The organism is Chitinophaga arvensicola, assembly GCF_900110835.1.
Classification (GTDB): domain Bacteria; phylum Bacteroidota; class Bacteroidia; order Chitinophagales; family Chitinophagaceae; genus Chitinophaga; species Chitinophaga arvensicola.
This window is the reverse complement of record NZ_FOJG01000001.1, coordinates 104384-124580: the sequence shown is the minus strand read 5'-3', so window position 1 is coordinate 124580 and position 20197 is coordinate 104384. Positions and strand designations below refer to the sequence as shown.

17 protein-coding genes are annotated in these 20197 nt (G+C 47.7%); 12 read left to right on the top strand and 5 right to left on the bottom strand.

Annotation, left to right across the window (positions count from 1 at the left end; genetic code table 11):
* Nucleotides 1-3: 3 nt before the first annotated feature.
* Entirely contained in the window at nucleotides 4-1398 is a 1395-nt protein-coding gene (locus BMW79_RS00555) for a RagB/SusD family nutrient uptake outer membrane protein (protein ID WP_089889123.1), read from the top strand.
* 59 nt (nucleotides 1399-1457) lie between these two features.
* Here the strand turns inward: BMW79_RS00555 and BMW79_RS00550 are convergent, their stop codons facing one another.
* Nucleotides 1458-2144, bottom strand: a complete 687-nt coding sequence (locus tag BMW79_RS00550) for a peptidoglycan DD-metalloendopeptidase family protein (RefSeq protein WP_089889121.1) — start codon at nucleotides 2142-2144, stop codon at nucleotides 1458-1460.
* Between the two features lie 66 nt (nucleotides 2145-2210).
* On the opposite strand from BMW79_RS00550, the gene BMW79_RS00545 reads away from it, so the two are divergent.
* The 4 genes from BMW79_RS00545 (at nucleotide 2211) to BMW79_RS00530 (ending at nucleotide 4983) form a co-directional block, all read left to right on the top strand.
* Entirely contained in the window at nucleotides 2211-2969 is a 759-nt protein-coding gene (locus BMW79_RS00545; RefSeq protein ID WP_089889118.1) for a prolipoprotein diacylglyceryl transferase, read from the top strand.
* Complete coding sequence (locus tag BMW79_RS00540) at nucleotides 2962-4371, top strand: radical SAM protein (RefSeq protein WP_089889115.1); 1410 nt, start codon at nucleotides 2962-2964, stop codon at nucleotides 4369-4371. The genes BMW79_RS00545 and BMW79_RS00540 overlap by 8 nt, the downstream gene beginning before the upstream one ends.
* Nucleotides 4372-4380: 9 nt before the next feature.
* Nucleotides 4381-4647, top strand: coding sequence for a hypothetical protein (locus BMW79_RS00535; protein WP_089889112.1), 267 nt, complete (start codon nucleotides 4381-4383; stop codon nucleotides 4645-4647).
* Nucleotides 4648-4722: 75 nt separating this feature from the next.
* A complete protein-coding gene (locus BMW79_RS00530) occupies nucleotides 4723-4983 on the top strand; it encodes a hypothetical protein (RefSeq protein WP_143059037.1) in 261 nt (86 codons plus the stop codon).
* A gap of 3 nt (nucleotides 4984-4986) precedes the next feature.
* Here the strand turns inward: BMW79_RS00530 and BMW79_RS00525 are convergent, their stop codons facing one another.
* A complete protein-coding gene (locus BMW79_RS00525) occupies nucleotides 4987-5853 on the bottom strand; it encodes an AraC family transcriptional regulator (protein WP_089889106.1) in 867 nt (288 codons plus the stop codon).
* Nucleotides 5854-6006: 153 nt separating this feature from the next.
* On the opposite strand from BMW79_RS00525, the gene BMW79_RS00520 reads away from it, so the two are divergent.
* Both BMW79_RS00520 and BMW79_RS00515 read left to right on the top strand, forming a co-directional pair.
* Entirely contained in the window at nucleotides 6007-8169 is a 2163-nt protein-coding gene (locus tag BMW79_RS00520; RefSeq protein WP_089889104.1) for an outer membrane protein assembly factor BamB family protein, read from the top strand.
* A 19-nt stretch (nucleotides 8170-8188) separates the two neighbouring features.
* Complete coding sequence (locus tag BMW79_RS00515) at nucleotides 8189-8995, top strand: sugar phosphate isomerase/epimerase family protein (protein ID WP_177191998.1); 807 nt, start codon at nucleotides 8189-8191, stop codon at nucleotides 8993-8995.
* Nucleotides 8996-9050: 55 nt separating this feature from the next.
* Here the strand turns inward: BMW79_RS00515 and leuS are convergent, their stop codons facing one another.
* Nucleotides 9051-11816, bottom strand: a complete 2766-nt coding sequence (leuS, locus tag BMW79_RS00510) for a leucine--tRNA ligase (RefSeq protein WP_089889100.1) — start codon at nucleotides 11814-11816, stop codon at nucleotides 9051-9053.
* Between the two features lie 261 nt (nucleotides 11817-12077).
* Here leuS and BMW79_RS00505 point away from each other — a divergent pair, with 261 nt between their 5' ends.
* The 3 genes from BMW79_RS00505 (at nucleotide 12078) to BMW79_RS00495 (ending at nucleotide 14139) form a co-directional block, all read left to right on the top strand.
* Nucleotides 12078-12950 (top strand): cell division protein FtsX, encoded by an 873-nt coding sequence (locus BMW79_RS00505; RefSeq protein WP_089889097.1) that lies wholly within the window; start codon nucleotides 12078-12080, stop codon nucleotides 12948-12950.
* A 37-nt stretch (nucleotides 12951-12987) separates the two neighbouring features.
* Complete coding sequence (locus BMW79_RS00500; protein WP_089889095.1) at nucleotides 12988-13263, top strand: DUF3098 domain-containing protein; 276 nt, start codon at nucleotides 12988-12990, stop codon at nucleotides 13261-13263.
* Between the two features lie 75 nt (nucleotides 13264-13338).
* Complete coding sequence (locus tag BMW79_RS00495) at nucleotides 13339-14139, top strand: undecaprenyl-diphosphate phosphatase (RefSeq protein WP_089889093.1); 801 nt, start codon at nucleotides 13339-13341, stop codon at nucleotides 14137-14139.
* Between the two features lie 74 nt (nucleotides 14140-14213).
* On the opposite strand, the gene BMW79_RS00490 is transcribed toward BMW79_RS00495, so the two are convergent.
* Nucleotides 14214-15431, bottom strand: coding sequence for an alanine dehydrogenase (locus BMW79_RS00490; RefSeq protein WP_089889090.1), 1218 nt, complete (start codon nucleotides 15429-15431; stop codon nucleotides 14214-14216).
* Between the two features lie 43 nt (nucleotides 15432-15474).
* The gene (tsaE, locus tag BMW79_RS00485; protein WP_089896727.1) at nucleotides 15475-15912 is read right to left on the bottom strand and encodes a tRNA (adenosine(37)-N6)-threonylcarbamoyltransferase complex ATPase subunit type 1 TsaE; all 438 of its coding nucleotides are present in this window, start codon (nucleotides 15910-15912) and stop codon (nucleotides 15475-15477) included.
* A 206-nt stretch (nucleotides 15913-16118) separates the two neighbouring features.
* Here tsaE and BMW79_RS00480 point away from each other — a divergent pair, with 206 nt between their 5' ends.
* Together BMW79_RS00480 and BMW79_RS00475 are read left to right on the top strand one after the other, a co-directional pair.
* Nucleotides 16119-18224, top strand: coding sequence for a heavy metal translocating P-type ATPase (locus tag BMW79_RS00480; RefSeq protein ID WP_089889087.1), 2106 nt, complete (start codon nucleotides 16119-16121; stop codon nucleotides 18222-18224).
* Nucleotides 18225-18277: 53 nt separating this feature from the next.
* Entirely contained in the window at nucleotides 18278-20185 is a 1908-nt protein-coding gene (locus tag BMW79_RS00475) for a RecQ family ATP-dependent DNA helicase (RefSeq protein ID WP_089889084.1), read from the top strand.
* Nucleotides 20186-20197 lie beyond the last annotated feature (12 nt).

Sequence of the window (20197 nt, the reverse complement as noted above, 5' to 3'; positions counted from 1 at the left end):
TATATGAAAAGATTGATTCATTTTATATTATGCGGATTGGTGATAACAGGCACTGTCAGCTGTAAGAAGTACCTGGAAATAGTACCGAAAGGGCAAAAAATCCCGCAAACTTTTGAAGACTATCAGGCATTGGTAGAAAGTAGTGATGCACATGTTTTTGACTACGATAAGCAGAATATGATCGCCAACGATTTCTATCTGCTCGCCAGCGCCCAGATCACGGTAAACCTGAGCAGCATTAATTTTAACTGGAAGGAAGCATCCGACAGAGTGCAGTATACTGTGGATGATGGTGGTTATAACGCCGCCTACAAAGGCATCTTTGTTTACAATGTATTGGTGAACAATGTAAAGAATGCCACTACCGGTACACAGGCAGACAAAGATCGTTTGATTGCCCAGGCGAAAGTAGGCAGAAGTATGTTGTACTTCTATCTGATTACCAGCTATGCGAAAATGTACGACCCGGCTACGGCAGCTACCGATCCCGGTGTGTTTTTAAATACTTCCGATAATATGGAAGCCACCATGAAACAGGTATCTGTAAAAGAGATGTATGACTTTATCCTGAATGACCTGAATGAGGCGTTGCCTTTCCTGCCTGAGAAGCCCGTAGATGCGTTTTTTGCAGGGAAAGGAGCAGGGTATGCTTTGTTGTCGAGGGTACACTTATTTATGAAAGACTATGCTTCCGCTGCCACCTTTGCAGAAGAAGCGCTGAAACAGAATAGTGCCTTGTTCGACTATGTGAATTATTATAATGAGAATAAAGTATTAGCGGATGGTAGCGCTACTTCCATTAATATTCCGAGATATGAATTTAAAAATCCGGAAAACTATAATTTCAATTATGGTAGTCAGTATATGCGTAGTCAGGGCATGTATCTGTCGATGTTGCGGAATAGCGACTCTACACAGTACGATAAAGGAGATGCCCGCCTGAAAGTGAATTATGTGAATGTGATGTTTGGAATAGAAAAAATATGGGCTTACCGCAGGTTGGACGATGTGAACGCAGCAGGTATCCGCACCCCTGAAATGTATTACATCAAGGCGGAATGCCTGGCCCGTGCCGGTAAGTACGCCGATGCGATGAGCGCATTAAACACCGTACGTAGAAAACGTATTATTCCGGCTTTTTATACGGATGTTACGGCTTCCAATCTGAATGATGCCATTGCATTGATCCGCCGCGAGTTTAAATGTGAATACCGTGGTACAGGTATGGTATACCTGGATTTACGCAGGTTCAATAATGACCTGCAGTTTAAGGCGACTGTTACCAAGAAGGAAGGAGAAGTTACTTATTCCATTACGCCGGAATCGCATATCTGGATCATGCCATTTTCATTGAATGCGATGGCGCATAGCGAAGGATTAATACAGAATTCCAAATAACCATTAAGACCAATCATTAACCCTGGGGTTGCCGGTGCATGCCGGCAGCCTTTTTTATTTTAGTGGGTATACTGGTTAAGTTGAAGAATCAGATCAGGATCAGGACAGTTTTGCAGGTATTTTTCTTTTTCGCTGTAGCGGCATACGCCGGGATAATCGCCCCGGAAGCCCTGCATATCCTCAATCAGCTGAAAGTGCAGATGCGGCGGCCAGCCGCCGTTTTCAGCGGGTGTGCCGAAGTGCGCCAGTGCCTGCCCGGCGGTGATGGGCATATTCTCATATAATCCCTGGAGATTGGAAATGCTCAGGTGACCGTACAGCGTATAAAACGTATAGCCGTCCAGTTGATGCTGCAAAATGATGGTCGCGCCATAATCACCGAAATGATCATTGAAGCGGAAGCTGTGTACATGTGCATTCATCGGTGCATAGATCTTCGTACCGGTTTCTCCCCATACGTCGATGCCCAGGTGTAAACGCCGGGGCTCTTCTCCGGCATCGAAATGAGGGCTGACCGCGTAAATGGTACGGTGCTCCGCATAACCGCCGATGCCCAGCCGGCAACCGCTCTGCTCCAGGGTATTATCGATATACCTGGAAAAACGGTTGATATCCTGCAGTACGTTTTTAGTAAGGGTCGTATTGTTAGCCGTAAAATCCATTACCAGCAGGGATTCATGATCGCCCAAAAGCGGTATCACCGGCTTAAAGGTGGACTGATATTTCTTTAATACCTCCTGTAACATATTTTGTAGTGCTTGACTTTCGTCTAAATATAAATATTAATTTGTGTATTCAATAATGCTGGTACTTTGCAGTTCCCCGTCTATATCGATTTGTTTTCCTTACATCTTCCGCTACACGCCGTTACGGAAACCCTGGGTATGTTTATCGGCTTCCGTTATTTTTTATACCTGCGTAAGCGGCAGGGCGACCGGATAGAGAGTAATAACCGCATATGGGCCATTATAGGCGCTATTTTCGGCGCTTTGTTCGGCAGCCGGCTGTTGGGTGCCATCGAGAACCCTCCCGGGCTTTTTCAGGCAGATAACCTCTTGTTTTACATCTACCAGAATAAAACCATTGTAGGAGGCTTGCTGGGTGGACTGATAGGCGTAGAACTCATCAAAAAAGTGATCGGGGAAACCCATTCTACCGGCGACCTGTTCGTTTACCCCCTCATCCTGGCCATGATGATCGGAAGAATCGGCTGTTTCTCCATGGGGATTTATGAAGAAACCTACGGATTACCCACTTCATTGCCATGGGGCTTAAACCTGGGCGACGGTATTCCCCGTCACCCGGTATCTCTCTATGAAATTATTTTTTTAATATTATTATGGCAGATGCTGGTTTTCATTGGCCGCCGCTATGCGCTGGTCAACGGGGCGAGGTTTAAACTTTTCATGATTGCCTACCTGTTGTTCCGCTTCGGGCTCGATTTTATCAAACCCGGATACCGGTACGCCTTTGGGCTGGGATCTATACAGCTGGCCTGCCTGGCCGGATTGCTCTATTATTCACCCGTTATTTTGTTTCCGTCACGACTAACTCAAAAACAATATGCCTGAAAAGAATTACACCTATTACGATTTCACGCTGAGCATTTGTAGTACCTGCCTGCGCCGGGTAGACGCGAAAGTGATCTTCGAAGATGAAAAGGTTTTCATGATCAAGCATTGCCCGCATCACGGAAAAGAAAAAGTGCTGATCGCCACAGATATCGACTACTACAAGAATACCCGCAACTATAACAAACCTTCAGAAGCGCCACTGAAAACGAATACCAGCACCCATTACGGTTGCCCTTACGATTGTGGCCTCTGTGCAGATCATGAACAACATTCCTGTTTGAGTGTGATCGAAGTAACAGACCGCTGCAACCTGACCTGTCCCACCTGTTATGCGATGTCGTCGCCACATTACGGCCGGCACCGCACGCTCGAAGAAATAGAACAGATGCTGGATATCATCGTGGAAAATGAAGGTCAGCCGGATGTAGTTCAACTCAGCGGCGGAGAACCTACTATTCATCCACAGTTCTTTGAAATACTGGACATCGCTAAAACAAAGCCGATCCGGCATCTCATGATCAATACCAATGGTATCCGCATTGCAAAGGACAAAGAATTTACTGCCCGCCTCGCCACCTATATGCCCGATTTTGAAGTATATCTTCAGTTCGACAGCTTCAAGCCGGAAGCGCTGGAACGTATGCGGGGTAAGGATCTTACGGATACAAGAAAGCAGGCACTTGAAAACCTGAATGAAGTGAATCTCAGTACCACCCTGGTGGTAACCCTGCAACGCGGTATAAACGAAGATGAAATGGGCGCCATCATCGACTATGCACTCCAGCAACCCTGTGTAAGAGGCGTTACTTTTCAGCCGGTACAGGTGGCCGGCAGAACCGATGATTTTGATCCGGCAACAGATCGTATCACGTTAACGGAAGTACGTCAGCGTATCCTGGAGCAATCACCTATCTGGAACGCCAACGATATTATTCCAGTACCCTGTAATCCGGATGCGCTGGCCATGGCTTACGCCCTGAAAATAGAAGGACAGGTGTATCCGCTGACCCGCTATGTAGATCCGGCGGTATTACTGAATAACTCAAAGAATACCATCGTATATGAGCAGGACGAAAGACTGCATCAGCACATCCTGAAAATATTCAGTACCGGTATCTCCACAGATGCTGCTGTGAATGATATGCAATCGCTCCTCTGCTGCCTGCCGCAGGTACAGGCGCCCGGTCTCGACTATACGAACCTGTTCCGCATCGTGATCATGCGCTTCCTCGATGCATACGATTTCGACGTACGCGCCATCAAGAAATCCTGCGTGCATATTGTTCATAAAGATGGGCGCATTATTCCGTTCGAAACCATGAACCTGTTTTACCGGGATGATAAAGAAGCTTACCTGAAACAATTGCAGGAAGAACGTACTTTTACGCCCATTGTTTAATGCTTTGTTATGAATAAAACATTTAAAGAAGTATTGCTGTACACATTGATTCCCCTGGGGATATTTCTCCTGATCTGTCTCACGGGAGATGAAGGCATTTTAGGTGCAGGTATCCTCCTGTTACTGCTGGTGGCGGTATATTTTATCCTGGGACTTGTACTGCTGGTGGCAAATAATGCGCATCTCGGAAAGGTGCTGTTATTATCGTCCGGGATTATTTTACTGGTGGGATTGTCTACCTGTGGCATGATGATGAATGGAATGAATTTTCATTGAACTTTGCGATAAAAAAATGTTGATAACATGATGTGCTGATAAGCGACTTACTATTTATTCCTTTGACTATATACCATGAAACCTTTTCTTTATGCCCTTCTTATTGCCGTTCTCATGTTCACCAGCCTGGGCCTGACGGTTCACTATTTCCCGGAAGGATCACTGGATTTAAAAAATGTGCTGATGATAATGCCGGGAAGTTTTGTTGTAACAGGCGTGATCCTGCTTTTTACAAAATATCAGCAGGCGGGCAAAATTTTACTGATGGCTACAGGGATCGTGATGTTTTTTACGTTGATTACATTTCTCATCGCGATGAGAAACATCCCTTGTTGAGCTTTATCCTTCTGCGAATTCATCCCTGAATGCTTTGGGCGTTTTCCCTTGCAGCAGCCTGAACTGCCGGTTGAAATAAGAAACGTTACTGTAGCCGCAGGCATAGCAGATGGCGGCAATGCTGTGTTCTTTTTCCCGGAGCAATTTGGTAGCATGTGTGATCCTGACATCATTTACAAACTGTGAAAATGTTTTGCGGGTGCGTCTTTTAAAATAGCGGCAGAATGCAGCTTCGTTGAGGAAAACCAATGCAGCCGCAGTTCTGCTGTTGACCGCCGTTTTGAAATTTTCTATCACATACTTGAACACCAGTTCGATCCGTGAAGAGTCCTGTTGATGGTAATAGATTTTTCCAGGGGTATCATTGAGTAACAGCAGATCTTCTTTCCGTTGCCTGGAAAGTCCGTCCATCAGTTGTAAAAGCAGGATGAGATTGGGCATGGGTTGTTTTTCGCGGAACTGGAAAAACAATGCTTTTACGGCAGCAGAAGCGGCATCGAATTTTATGCCTGCCGGCGACAGTTGCAGCATTTTCTTTATTTTCCGTAGTTCTGGTTTATCGAAGAAGTCTTTCCCTATAAAGTCTTCGGTAAACTGGATCACGATGGCATGTGCCATTTCACCGGTGTCTATAAATGATTTGTCGTTGTAGAAGCAGTGCCCGAGCCCTGGGCCAAATAAATAAATATCCCCTTCCCGGAAGTTCATGATCTTATTACCCCCATAGATTTTACCATAGCTTTTAACGATCAGGATCACTTCATACGCATGATGGAAATGGAACGACGCCGTAAACTGTGGCTGATAGTAAGATTTTATGATAAAACTCCTGTCAGCAGGGATATTGAGCTGTTGGTAGGCACTTTTCATGCTGGTGTAATTAATACGCTATTCTTTTTCAGTGTGCATAGTGATGGAAAAATGTAAATATTGTATCAAATATGGCAAATCATGTTCTTTTATGCAAGGGAAAGGTTAAATAAGTTTGCGGATAGCTAAATTGTCTTTAGGAGATATATATTTATGAAAGCAATCAGATTCCACGTTGTCGTTATCGCGCATGCGTTAGCGGGTATGGCAGCCTGCAACAGCGGTCCCAGTGCTGGCACCACCTGGGAAGTAACCGGGGGGAGTAAAATGAATAACCGTTATTCAAGTCTTACGGAGATAGATACTTCCAATGTAAGCCAGCTTCAGGTGGCCTGGGTATATCATGCAGAAAAAGGCGATGCCACCCGTTTCGGGCCGATGGAGTGTAATCCGGTGATTATTGACGGTACTTTATACGGGGTTTCCCCAAAGCTCAAATTATTTGCTATTGATGCAGCAACCGGGCAGGAGAAGTGGAGCTTTGATCCGGCAGATTCCTTGATGAATAAAACATGGCACCGCAACAGTGTGAACATGAACCGTGGCGTTGCTTACTGGGCAGAAGGAGCAGATAAGCGCATTATCTACACCGTAGGGCCTATCGTGTTTTCCGTTAATGCCGTTACCGGCAAACTGGAATCTTCCTTTGGAAAAGATGGGGGTATTGATCTGAGGTATGAACTGGGCAAGGATAAACCAGAAGAGATGTTTATTGCGCCCACATCTCCGGTGATGGTATATAAAAACCTGTTTTTTGTAAGTGGACTGGTGGGAGAAAATACACCGGGCCATATTATGGCTTTTGATGTAAAAACAGGAAAGCAGCAATGGATTTTTCATACCATTCCTCATCCGGGTGAGCCGGGATATGAAACCTGGGAAGATAAGAACGCCTATAAATTCATGGGATCTACCAATGGTTGGGCAGGATTCAGTATGGATGAAAAAAGAGGAATTCTCTTTGCAGTGACGGGTAATCCAACGAATGATTTCTATGGTGGTGGCAGGCTGGGAGCAGGGTTGTACGGCAATTGTATCATAGCTTTCGAGGCGCTTACCGGGAAAAAGATATGGCATCATCAACTGGTTCATCATGATGTGTGGGACCGCGATCTGCCTACGCCGCCGGCATTGGTAACGATAGAGAAAGATGGAAAGAAAATAGAAGCGGTGGCGCAAACTACAAAGCAGGGATTCATTTTTGTATTTGAAAGAACTACCGGAAAGCCGGTATACGAAATAAACGAAACGCCTTTTCCTACCAATACCGCTTTAGAAGGGGAAAAACTATGGGAAACACAACCAGTGCCTTCTTTGCCAAAGCCGTTTGCCCGTCAATCAGTAACAGCCGATGAACTGAATAATTTAGTGAGCGACAGCGAGCAACTGGAATTGAAAGCCCGGTTTGCGAAGATGCGTTCCGGTACGCCATTTACACCGCCTTCAGAAGAAGGTACGTTGGTACTTCCGGGTTATGATGGCGGCGGAGAATGGGGTGGTCCTGCATTTGATCCGGCAACGGGTATGATGTATGTCAACGCCAATGAAATGGCCTGGGTGCTTACCATGGTGAAGAACAAACCCAAACCACAGGTGAACACTACCAATATGGAAGCCGGTAAAGCGATCTATACACAGCATTGCATGGCTTGTCATGGACCCGATAGAAAAGGTGGCGGCGATTATCCGTCGATTGTAAATGTGGATACGAAGTATAATAAACAGAAGTTCCTGGAACTGGTAACTACCGGCAGAAGGATGATGCCCGGTTTTAACCAGTTTAACAAAGAGCAGAAAGATGCGCTGGCCTCTTTTATCCTGAATCTCAAATCAGAGCAGCAAACAGCCTTTAAAGTAACCGATACCAGCGCTGCGCCACCGGAGTTATATGGGTTTACCGGGTATAATAAATTTTTAACGAGAGAGGGATACCCCGGTATAAAGCCGCCATGGGGCACACTCAGCGCCATTAACCTGAACACGGGCCAGTTCGAATGGCAGATACCTTTTGGAGAATTCAAGGAATTAACCGCCAAAGGCATTCCTGTAACCGGCAGGGAAAATTACGGCGGTCCGGTAGTTACAGCCGGAGGACTGCTCTTCATTGGCGCCACCGCCGATGGTAAATTCAGGGCTATTAACAAGCGCAATGGAAAGGTCTTATGGGAAACAGATCTGCCTGCGCCGGGCGTAGCTACACCTGCTGTATACTCGTTAAACGGAAAACAATACATCGTGATCGCCTGTGGCGGTTCGAAATGGGGTGGTCAGAACGGAGATGCCTATGTCGCATTTGCACTCCCTGAAAAACATTAACACGGAAAAACAACAACGTATGAAAAAGATCAGTTACTACTGTTTGCCGGTTATTCTTGCCTGCAGTCTGTTATGCTTCGGCAAAAGTGCCGTGGCGCCCGTCTGGAAGATGGGGATTGCCCTGTATTCTTTCCACCTCTTTCCGCTTGAAACCGCACTGGCGAAAACGGATAGCGCCGGATGCCGTGACGTACAGGGCTTTGCCTGGCAGCCGGTTGCCAAATACGCAAAGAACCTGGATGCCTTATCTCCCGAAGAAATAAAAGGCACAAGGAAACTGCTGGATGCAAAAGGCATTAAAATGACCTCCCTTTTTGTGGGAAATGCAGATGATCCCAAAGCATGGGAACAGCGCTTTTTACTGGCAAAAGCATTGGGCGGCAGCATTATCACTTGTGAACCTGCCAAAGATCAGTGGCATACCATCGATAGCGTAGCAGGCAGACATCAGATGAAGGTGGCGATCCACGAACATAAAAAAGGCGAAAGCATTTACTGGCATCCGGATAGTGTGCTGGCGGCCATTAAAGGCCACCGCAATATCGGCGCCTGTGCAGATCTGGGACATTGGGCCAGAAGCGGTCTTGATGTAGTAGACTGCCTCAAAAAGCTGCAGGGACATATCCTGGAAATTCACCTGAAAGATATTAATGCGGCAGGTGAAGATGTGAATGTAGGAGAGGGGATCATCGATTACCCGGCAGTAGTGAAAGAGTTAAAGCGCCAGGGATTCAACGGCAGGATCTACGTGGAATACGAGCATGATTTTGAGAATAATGTGCAAGGCGTGAAAAAAGAACTGAACGATTTCAATAAGATCAAATAATGTAAAAGGGCCACCAGGATATTCCGGTGGCCCTTTTTTTATCTTTGGTGAGATGTTAAATCACTACATTAATCATCTTTCCCTTTACGATAATCACTTTCTTCGGTGCTTTCCCTTCCAGCCATTTCTGCACTACTTCACTGGCCAGTACTTCCTTCTCGATGTCCGGAATAGCGGCATCCAGTGAGAAGCCCATTTCAGAGCGGGTTTTACCATTGATCGCAATCGGGTAATTGAACGCGCTTTCTTTGGTATACTTTTCTTCATATACCGGGAAAGGAGCATTCAGGATGCTTTCGTTATGACCGATATACTGCCACAGTTCTTCACACAGGTGAGGCGCATAAGGCGTGAGCAGTATCAGCAATGGCTCCAGGATACTACGTTTATGGCAACGCAGGGTAGCGAGTTCGTTTACACAGATCATAAACTGGCTCACTGCGGTGTTGTAGGAGAAACTGGAAGTGTCGTGATCTATTTTCTGAATTGTTTTATGCAGGATCTTCAGTTCTTCCGGTGTAGCAGGTTGCTCGTTTACCAGGATGCCTTTCTGTTCGTCTGCAAACAGGCGCCATAATTTTTTCAGGAAGCGGTGTACACCTTCAATTCCTTTGGTATCCCATGGTTTGGACTGTTCTACCGGACCAAGGAACATTTCGTACATGCGGAAAGTATCAGCGCCGTATTTCTCTACCAGGTCGTTTGGATTAACGGTATTAAATAAACGCTTACTCATTTTTTCCAGCTGCACCCCACAGATATATTTACCATCTTCCAGGATGAAAGTAGCATCAGCAAAATCAGGTTTCCATTTTTTAATGGCTTCAGTATCGAGTTCCAGGCCATCCACGATATTCACATCTACGTGCAGTTCGTCTGTTTCGTACTGATCTTTTAATCCGTGGGAAACGTACTGGTTGGTACCACGGATGCGGTATACAAGTCTGGAGCTACCTCCGATCATCCCTTGGTTGATCAATGACTTAAACGGTTCATCGAAACCGATATGTCCCAGATCAAACAATACTTTGGTCCACAGGCGGGAGTAGAGCAGGTGGCCTACGGCATGTTCGGTACCGCCTACGTATACATCTACCTGGTTCCAGTAGTCGGTGGCGTTGCGGTCTGCAAAGGTGTGGCTGTTATGCGGATCCATGTAGCGCAGGAAATACCAGCTGCTGCCGGCATAGCCGGGCATGGTATTGGTTTCGCGTTTTACACCGGGAGCTACGTTTACCCAGTCGGTGATATTGGCGAGCGGGCCTTCTCCTTCTTCTCCGGGTTTGTAGTTTTCCACATGCGGTAATTCCAGCGGCAGGTCTTTTTCATCCATCGCGTAAGGAACACCGTCTTTGTATACGATCGGGAATGGTTCGCCCCAGTAGCGTTGACGGCTAAAGCCGGCGTCACGCATTTTGTAGTTGATCTGGCGTTTACCGATACCCATTTCTTCCAGTTTGCTGATCACTACATCCATAGCGGCTTTCATGTCCATGCCATCGAGGAAGCCGCTGTTCTGCAGTTTCGCATCTTTGGTGGAATTGGCTTCCTGGCCGTTGAAGGCGTCGCCGATGATGTTGGTGATAGGGATATTGAAATGTCTGGCGAAGCCAAAGTCGCGCTGGTCGCCACAAGGCACGGCCATGATGGCGCCGGTGCCATAGCCGGCCAATACGTATTCCGCAATCCATACCGGGATTTCGCGGCCATCAAACGGGTTGATGGTGTAAGCGCCTGTGAAGCAGCCGGTGATCTGTTTTACATCGGCCATACGCTCCCGCTCAGAGCGGCTTTGCACGTATTCCAGGTATTTGTCGATTTCGCCCTGTTGTTCCGGGGTGGTGATCTTCGCTACCAGCTCATGTTCGGGAGCCAGTACAATGAAATCCACGCCAAAGATAGTATCGGGGCGGGTGGTATATACTTCCACTTTTTCGGCGGAGTTCTTAACGGCAAAGCTGATTTCAGCGCCCTGGCTTTTACCGATCCAGTTGCGCTGCATTTCTTTCATGGCATCGCTGAAGGCTACGGTTTCCAGTCCGGACAGCAGGCGGTTGGCGTATTCGGTGATACGCAGGAACCACTGGCTCATTTTCTTTTTCACCACGGGGAAGCCACCGCGTTCGCTCACACCGTTGATTACTTCATCATTGGCGAGAACGGTACCCAGGGCTGCGCACCAGTTTACTTCGGCATGGGCCAGGTAGGCGAGGCGGTACTGCATCAGCACTTCCCGTTGTTCTTTCTCGCTGTAGGCGTTCCACTGGGCGGCAGTGAACTGGATGCTCCGGTCGCCGGGGCAGATATGGCCGGCATTGCCATATTTCTCAAAAATGGCTACCAGGGTGGTAATCGGTTCTGCTTTCTGGCTGCTGCGGTTATACCAGCTTTCAAAGATCTGCAGGAAGATCCACTGGGTCCATTTATAATAAGACGGGTCGCTGGTCGTTACCTCGCGTTCCCAGTCGTAGCTGAAACCAATGTTATCAAGCTGTTCCCGGAAAGTTTTGATATTCTGTTCGGTGGTCACGGCCGGGTGCTGACCCGTTTCCAGTGCATATTGTTCGGTAGGCAGACCAAAAGCATCGTAGCCCATGGTATGGAGTACGTTAAAGCCTTTTAGCCTTTTATATCTTGAATAGATGTCTGTTGCAATGTATCCAAGCGGGTGGCCTACGTGTAAACCGGCTCCGGAAGGATAAGGGAACATGTCCAGTACATAACATTTGGGCTTTGGACTGTCATTGCTCACACGGTAAGCATGCGATTGCTCCCATTGTTGTTGCCACTTTTTTTCGATTGCCCTGAAATTGTATTCCATATCTGTTGTAGATGAACCTTAATTGTCCGGATATAACAATACGTCCGGTCATTAAGGCGTTATCAGTTATAATTTATAAAATTGTAATAAATGCCTGTTCAGCAAAATAATGTTAAATTCATTAATACACCAATGTCATTCCCCAACATCTCTATATATTGCCGTTCTGTTGCCCCGAAACATTGTATTACGGGACCAGGTTGGCAAAATTAAACACATAACTACTAATTTTTATTATTTTCGCCGATAAACTGCAGATTAATGGCGCAATCCGGGAAATCATCAGCAAAGAAGTCGAAACCATCCTACCTGTACTCCATCATAGGTGTAGCACTGGTATTGTTTTTACTGGGCACATTGGGTCTGGTGGTTATACACGCTAATAAGCTGAGCGTGTATTTTAAGGAAAGCATAGAAATACAGGTGATCCTCCGGGATAACGTGAAAGAGGCACAGGCTACCGCCTTGCGCGACTCCATGGCCCATAAGCCATATATCAAGTCAATTGAATATGTGTCGAAAGACATGGCAGCGCAACGGTTCAGAAAGGATTTCGGAGAGGATTTCATCACCCTGCTCCAGTATAATCCGCTGTACAGCAGCATTAACATAAAGGCCAACGCCAATTATGTGAACAACGACAGTCTGAAGATCATTGAAAATAACCTCTCCCAGCAGAGCATTGTACGGGAAATATCCTATCAGCGCATGTTGGTGAGCAAACTGAACGAAAACGTAAACCGGATCGGATTGATCATCCTGATCATCAGCGGTTTATTATGCCTCGTGGTGATATTCCTGATAGATAATACCATCCGCCTGGCGATGTTCAGCAACCGTTTCCTGATCAAAACCATGCAAATGGTGGGAGCTACCCGCTGGTTTATTGCCAAACCTTTCGATTTACGCAGTATTGCCAACGGCGCTATTGCCGCAGCCATTGCCATTGCAGGTCTTATCGGTATCATGTCGGTATCTGATAAGCTGCTGCCTGAACTGGCCGGATTACGTGACAACATGATGATCGCCTTCCTGTTTATAGGTATGATCCTGATCGGGATCAGTATTTCCCTGGTGAGCACACACCGCTCCGTGATGAAATACCTCCGCCTGAAACTGGATGATTTGTATTAATTTAAAATCTTTAACTGAAGATATAATACCAAACACTATGGCTAAAACAGCTTTGAACAAGGATGCAGAAAATGCACTGGCCGACAGCCGCCCTATTTTCCCAAAAGAGAATTTCAAATTTATGCTGGGTGGTCTTGTGGTGATTGTATTGGGTTTCCTCCTCATGATGGGAGGCGATTCCAGTGATCCCAACAGCTTCAAACCAGAACAGGTGTACAGCTTCCAGAGAATTACCCTGGCTCCGATCGTAATTGTACTCGGCCTGGTAATAGAGGTATATGCGATCATGCACCGTCCTAAACCGAAGGCATAACTATTTCTATAAAAGTATTTTAACAGCGATGATCCCTCATCGCTTTTTTTTTCACTTTTAACCATATTACATTCAATGAACGTTTTTCAGGCAATCATTATCGCCATTGTGGAAGGCTTAACGGAGTTCCTGCCGGTTTCTTCCACCGGGCATATGATTATTGTAAGCTCGCTGCTCGGGATCAGCAAAGATGAATTTACCAAGCTGTTTGAAGTAGTGATCCAACTCGGGGCTATCCTGGCAGTAGTCGTTTTTTATTGGAAAAAATTCCTGGTATTCGATAAGAATCGCTTTAACTTTTACCTGAAACTCGCAGTAGCCGTTATCCCGGCGCTGATCCTGGGTTTCCTGTTCAGCAAAAAGATCGACGCTATGCTGGAAAGCCCGCTCACCGTGGGTATTAGCCTGCTGGTAGGAGGTATTATCCTCCTGTTTGTGGACAACTGGTTTAAAGAACCTACTATCCTGACAGAAGAAAAAATAGATATTTTTACCGCATTACGTATTGGTTTTTACCAGTGCCTGGCGCTGATTCCTGGTACCAGCCGCAGTGCCGCTTCCATCATCGGGGGTATGCAACAGAAGCTGTCGCGCAGTGTGGCCGCAGAGTTTTCCTTCTTCCTGGCAGTGCCTACCATGGCCGCCGCCACTGGTTACAAACTGCTGAAAGGAAAGGAACTGCTGATTGCCCACCCGGAAAACCTGAAACTCTTGCTGATCGGCAATATCGTAGCCTTTGTAGTGGCCCTGGGCGCTATTAAGTTCTTTATCGGCGCCGTGAAGAAATATGGTTTCAAAATGTGGGGATACTATCGCATCGTGGTAGGTATTATCATTATCGCGGCTATCTTCATGGGATATACACTGGAAGTATAATAATAGCATTACTGATAAAAAGAGCGGCCCTTCCTGATCAGGAAGGGCCGCTCTTTTTTTATAGTTTGTATCGTTTAGCCTTTTACCGCCAGCAATAATTCCAGGTCGGTATATTTCAGCTTGAATTTCTCACTTAAATGGTAGTTGGTCAGGGCGCCTTTGTACAGGTAAATACCGTTACGTACGCCGCGCTTGATCCAAACCAGGTTCTCAAACCCACCATCATCGGCCGCTTCTACCAGTAAAGGCATCAGCACATTGCTGATCGCTTCAGAAGCGGTACGGGCAAAGCCGGAAGGAATGTTGGGCACGCAATAGTGTACCACATCGTACTTTTTAAACACGGGGTTTTCGTGGGTGGTGATTTCCGAAGTTTCAAAGCAACCGCCCCGGTCTATGCTCACATCTACAATCACGGAACCGGCCTTCATATTGCTGACCATCGATTCGCTGACCACGATGGGGGTGCGCCCGCTCTGCGACGACAACGCGCCTACGGCTACATCGGCATTGCGTAATTGCTCTGCCAGTACTTTGGGCTGAATAACGGAGGTGAATACACGTACCCCGATGTTGTTCTGCAGCCTTTTGAGCTTATAGATATTGTTGTCAAATACTTTTACGGAAGATCCCAGGGCCAGTGCTGTACGTGCGGCAAACTCGCCCACAATACCTGCGCCTATGATCACTACTTTCGTAGGCGGGATACCGGTAATTCCACCGAGGAGGATGCCTTTTCCTTTGTTGTCGTTGCTGAGGTACTGTCCGGCGATCAGCATACAGGCGCCTCCGGCGATTTCACTCATCGCCCGTACAATAGGGTAGGTGCCGGCATCGTCTTTCAGGTTTTCGAAAGATAACAGCGTGATACGCTTGTCCATCATTTTTTCTACCTGTGGTGCTTTCAGCGCAGCCAGATGGATAGGAGAGATAACAATCTGGTGGGGATGCAGCAGTTCTATTTCTTCATCATTCAGCGGGGCGGATTTAACGATGATTTCGGCTTTGAAAACCTCTTTCTTATCGTATACAATTTCTGCCCCGGCTTCTGAATAGTCGGTGTCATAATAATGCGACCCGTCGCCGGCTTTATGTTCTACTACTACGTGATGTCCGTGTGCCGCTAAAATGCTGACTGCATCGGGCGTAAGGGCAATCCGGTTTTCCTGGAAAGATGTTTCTTTTGGAATACCTATAAACAAACGGGAATTTTTCTGTGGAATATCCAACGTTTCTTCCAGCGGTGAATAGGTAAAGCCAGCACTTACTACAGGTTTTTGCCTCTGCTCCATATGCGGTGTTCAGTTTTTTTAAATCGAAGTATTCAAAGATACATCATTTGACAGATGAAGCGTTTTCGCGCAGTATCCTTTTTTGGTCCGGTTGCACTTCCAGCTGGAGGTGAACAGTATCCGGAGGCAGCATATGTGCTACTATTTCCGGCCACTCCACGAAGCAGATAGCATCCTGGTAAAGGGTGTCTTCCACGCCGGCGCTGATGGCGTCGTCTTCATCCCGGAGCCGGTAAAGATCCAGGTGGAAGATGCGGCGGGGCTGTCCCTGCGCGTCTTTATAGGCATATTCGTTGATGATGGAAAAAGTGGGGCTGGCAGTGGCGTCCTGTACGCCTTTGGCGGCGCATAAGGCTTTTACCAGCGTAGTTTTTCCTGCTCCCATCGGTCCGGTCAGGGTAAAAACAGTTTTGTCAGCGAAATGATCCCAGAATTGCCGGGCGGTTTCCGGAAGCTGATCCTGCGTAAATGTCCATTGCATCTCCAAAAATAAGGAGAAAGCCGACAGCAAAAAGCGATTGCCCGGAGATTTTATAAAAGTTGCAGCAGGGCGTCAAAAATCTCCCGAAGCCCTTACCCCGTAAGTTATCGGGTACAGACAGGGTGGTTCTGCCTCGCCGTTGCATTAATATTTTACCCGCATATTTCATCAGCCGGTAACTTTGCAGACAAACGAAGAGGTATCAGATGACAGCAATTAATTGCAAGGTAGAAGGGATGCATTGCACCAGTTGTGCACTCGGCGTTTCCAAATACCTGGAGAAAAAAGGCATGCAGGACGTTAACGTCAGCTTCGCTACGGAAGAAGTCAGCTTCACCGCCCCCACCGGGGCAGATTCAGCCGATATACTCAATGGGATCACCCAGATGGGCTACCGTGTAGTGATGCCGGAAGATAAACCCACTGAACAAAAGATATATAATACCCTCACCTTCAAATTCTTTTTTTGCCTCCTGTTTACGTTGCCGCTACTGCTGCATATGTGGGTGAGCTGGCCCTGGCTGCACCAGCCCTGGGTGCAATTTGGTCTCACGCTCCCGGTATACCTGATGGGTATGTGGCATTTTGGCCGCAGCGCTGTGCGCTCCATCCTGAACCGCATGGCCAATATGGATGTGCTGGTAACCCTGGGCGCTACCGCTGCTTTTGTATATAGTTTTGTAGGCACCGTGTTATACGGCAACCCCGATTATATGTTTTACGAAACCACCGCCGCTATCATCACCCTGGTTTTCCTGGGAAACATGCTGGAGGAAAGATCCGTAAAACAAACCACCACCGCCATTTCCGAACTGGCCCGGATGCAGATCACCACAGCCAGGCTTATTAACACCGATCATGGCCACGAACATATTCATGAAGTGGATAACCGCAAGCTGCGTACGGGCGACTGTGTACTGGTCAACACCGGCGATAAGATCCCTATGGATGGCACTATCTACTGGGGGAGTGGCCATGCGGATGAATCCATGATCACCGGTGAAAGCACGCCTGTCAGCAAGAAGGAAAAGGATAAAGTAATTGGGGGCACCATCCTCGAAGATGGCAGCATCAAAGTATATATCACTGCCACGGGTAAGGATACCGTACTGTCTTATATCATTGAACTGGTAAAACAGGCACAAACCGAAAAGCCGCCCATGCAGAAACTGGCGGATCGTATCAGCGCCATCTTTGTACCGCTGGTACTCAGCATTGCGGTGGTTACTTTCCTGGGCTGGTATTTTATTGGTCATACCACACTGGCCACCGCTATGATGCGGAGTGTAGCCGTGCTCGTGATTTCCTGTCCCTGCGCCATGGGCCTGGCCACACCGGCTGCCGTGATGGTAGGACTGGGGCGTGCGGCCCGCAACGGGATCCTCATCAAAGGCGGTCATACCCTCGAAATGTTCAAGGATATCCGGCAGGTGGTGTTTGATAAAACAGGGACCCTCACTACCGGTAAATTGCAGCTGGGCGAATACCGCTTTTTTGATATGCAGGAAGATGAATTTAAACAGGTCGTTTATAGTCTGGAGAAGTATTCCTCGCATCCTATTGCCCGCTCTATTGCCGCTACCTGGAAATCTGCCGGGGAAGTGCCTTTGCAGCAGGTACGCGAACACAAGGGCCTGGGCATGCGGGCGGGCGACAAAGCCGGTAACCAATGGCAGCTGGGTTCTTTCCGCATGGCGGATGGGGTGACAGAAGACGACAGCCATAACCTGTACCTCCTGAAAAACGGTCAGCTGGCGGGCTGGATCGATTTTACCGATGAAATCAGGCCGGAAGCCGCTAACGTGATTATTCAGTTGAGGGAATCGGGGATCAAGTCCATTCTGCTGAGTGGCGACACTACCCGGAAATGCCGGGAACTGGCCGCAAAGCTGGGCATTACGGAAGTATATGCCGAACAATCACCCGAACAGAAGCTGCAACAGGTAGATGCACTCATGAAAATAGCTGCTACCGCTATGGTGGGCGATGGTATAAACGATGCACCCGCACTGGCCAAAGCGACTATCGGCATTTCCCTGAGCGATGCCACCCAGGTGGCCATGCAAAGCGCCAATGTAGTGCTGCTCAATAATAACCTGGGTTCCCTGCCGCTGGCACTGGGACTGGGAAAACATACCTATCTCACTATTAAACAGAACCTTTTCTGGGCATTCATTTACAACGTAGTGGCGATCCCGGTAGCAGCCCTTGGATTCCTGAATCCTATTGTGGGCGCGGGTATCATGGGCCTTTCTGATGTAGTGCTGGCAGTGAATTCCGTCAGGTTAAGATATAAGAACGTGATTGGTTAAAGAGGAGGCTCCGCTTAAATCGCGTATCTTCGCGATAACCATTCAATTTTTATTTGAGTACGCCCACAGCCATATTACAGCAATATTGGGGATACGAACAGTTTCGTCCCCTACAGGAAGATATCGTGAATGCTGTACTGGAAGGTCAGGATACACTGGCACTGCTGCCTACCGGCGGTGGGAAATCCATCTGTTTCCAGGTACCTGCCATGATGAAACCGGGACTGTGCCTGGTAATTACACCGCTTATTGCGCTGATGAAAGACCAGGTGGCCAATCTCAAAAAGCGCGGTATCACGGCTTACTCCATCTATTCAGGGATGCCCTACCAGGAAGTGGAAAGGGTGCTGGAAGCCGCCCGGCGCGGTGGATGCAAGTTTTTATACGTATCTCCCGAAAGATTACAAAGCAAACTTTTTCAAACCTATTGCGATGGCCTGCCGGTAAACCTGCTGGCCATCGATGAAGCACATTGTATTTCTCAGTGGGGATATGATTTCCGGCCTGCTTATCTGCAGATAGCAGATATCCGCAGCTTCTTCCCGGAGGCGCCGGTACTGGCGCTCACGGCTTCGGCTACGCCGAAAGTACAATCCGACATCTGTGAAAAGCTGCTGATGAAAGACGCCAAGGTTTTTACCAAAAGCTTTGCCCGCGCCAATCTTTCTTACAGTGTACTGGAAGAAGCCACTAAAATTGATAAAGTAAAACATATACTGGACCGCGTTCCCGGATGTGGCATCGTGTATTGCCGTAACCGCAAACGCACCAAAGAAATCGCCTCCCTGCTGGAGTTACAGGGAATCCCGGCGAGTTATTACCATGCCGGTTTGCCACAAGCCGAACGCGCTGCCCGACAGGAAGCCTGGGTCAATAACGACACCCGTATCATGGTGTGTACCAACGCTTTTGGCATGGGAATCGATAAACCGGATGTGCGTATTGTAGTGCATTATGATATGCCCGACGGACTGGAAGCCTACTACCAGGAAGCTGGCCGCGCCGGCCGTGACGAACAGAAGGCATATGCCGTGTTGTTGTACAACGAGGATGAACTCACGGATATGCACGAACGAATTGCATTGCAGTTTCCCACACTGGAACAGATCCGCGAAGTATACCAGGCTATTGTAAACTATCTCCAGGTACCGGTGGGCAGTGCAGAAGGTGTGTATTTTGATTTTGATATCAACGACTTTGCCCGCACCTTCCAGCTCAATCTTACGATGGCTTACAGCGCCGTACGCCTGCTGGAACAGGAAGGCGTGCTGCAACTGAGTGAAAGCGTATTCCTGCCTTCCCGCGCAGAGTTTGTAACGAATAAAGAATCGCTGTACGAATTTGAAAACGCTTACCCTGCACTGGAAGAAATTATAAAAACACTGTTACGCACCTACGAAGGTATCTTCGATAACGCAGTGCCTATTTACGAAAGACAGATAGGCCGCATTATGCTCACGGAAGATGATGAAATTGCCGGACAACTATACCAGTTGCACCAGTACGGTATTCTGCATTATCAGCCACGGCGCGATGAGCCACAGCTCTGCTTTTTGCAGGAGCGGGTATCAGCCCAGCATCTGCGGATCAATATGGCACGGATAGAAGTACGTAAAAAAGTATATGCCGACCGGCTGGCGGCTATGTTTGCGTATGCACGTAACCGTGATGCCTGCCGTACACAACAACTGGTGGCCTATTTCGGAGAAAAGGACGCTACTCCCTGCGGGGTATGCGATATCTGCCTGAAGAAAAAGGCGCAGCCGATGGACGCCAATGGATTTAAACGTATATCCGATAACGTGATCACGCTGCTGAAAGCTTCACCCTTGTTGTTTAATGTGCTGCAAAGCAAACTGCCGGAAGTAAAAAGAAACGACCTGATGGAAGTATTACAGTTCCTGAATGAAGAAGGACTGGTGGTACGCGATGAAGCGGGACGGCTCTCCTGTCCGCGTTAAACAGGCCGTCTT

Bases quoted from the DNA above. Each gene is read 5' to 3' on its own strand.
- BMW79_RS00495 (WP_089889093.1), top strand. From the start codon at position 13,339: ATGAACGTTTTTCAGGCAATCATTATCGCCATTGTGGAAGGCTTAACG.
- leuS (WP_089889100.1), bottom strand. From the start codon at position 11,816: ATGGAATACAATTTCAGGGCAATCGAAAAAAAGTGGCAACAACAATGG.
- BMW79_RS00530 (WP_143059037.1), top strand. From the start codon at position 4,723: ATGAAACCTTTTCTTTATGCCCTTCTTATTGCCGTTCTCATGTTCACC.
- BMW79_RS00525 (WP_089889106.1), bottom strand. From the start codon at position 5,853: ATGAAAAGTGCCTACCAACAGCTCAATATCCCTGCTGACAGGAGTTTT.
- BMW79_RS00555 (WP_089889123.1), top strand. From the start codon at position 4: ATGAAAAGATTGATTCATTTTATATTATGCGGATTGGTGATAACAGGC.
- BMW79_RS00535 (WP_089889112.1), top strand. From the start codon at position 4,381: ATGAATAAAACATTTAAAGAAGTATTGCTGTACACATTGATTCCCCTG.
- BMW79_RS00490 (WP_089889090.1), bottom strand. From the start codon at position 15,431: ATGGAGCAGAGGCAAAAACCTGTAGTAAGTGCTGGCTTTACCTATTCA.
- BMW79_RS00520 (WP_089889104.1), top strand. From the start codon at position 6,007: ATGAAAGCAATCAGATTCCACGTTGTCGTTATCGCGCATGCGTTAGCG.
- BMW79_RS00480 (WP_089889087.1), top strand. From the start codon at position 16,119: ATGACAGCAATTAATTGCAAGGTAGAAGGGATGCATTGCACCAGTTGT.
- BMW79_RS00540 (WP_089889115.1), top strand. From the start codon at position 2,962: ATGCCTGAAAAGAATTACACCTATTACGATTTCACGCTGAGCATTTGT.
- BMW79_RS00505 (WP_089889097.1), top strand. From the start codon at position 12,078: ATGGCGCAATCCGGGAAATCATCAGCAAAGAAGTCGAAACCATCCTAC.
- BMW79_RS00550 (WP_089889121.1), bottom strand. From the start codon at position 2,144: ATGTTACAGGAGGTATTAAAGAAATATCAGTCCACCTTTAAGCCGGTG.
- BMW79_RS00515 (WP_177191998.1), top strand. From the start codon at position 8,189: ATGAAAAAGATCAGTTACTACTGTTTGCCGGTTATTCTTGCCTGCAGT.
- tsaE (WP_089896727.1), bottom strand. From the start codon at position 15,912: ATGCAATGGACATTTACGCAGGATCAGCTTCCGGAAACCGCCCGGCAA.
- BMW79_RS00500 (WP_089889095.1), top strand. From the start codon at position 12,988: ATGGCTAAAACAGCTTTGAACAAGGATGCAGAAAATGCACTGGCCGAC.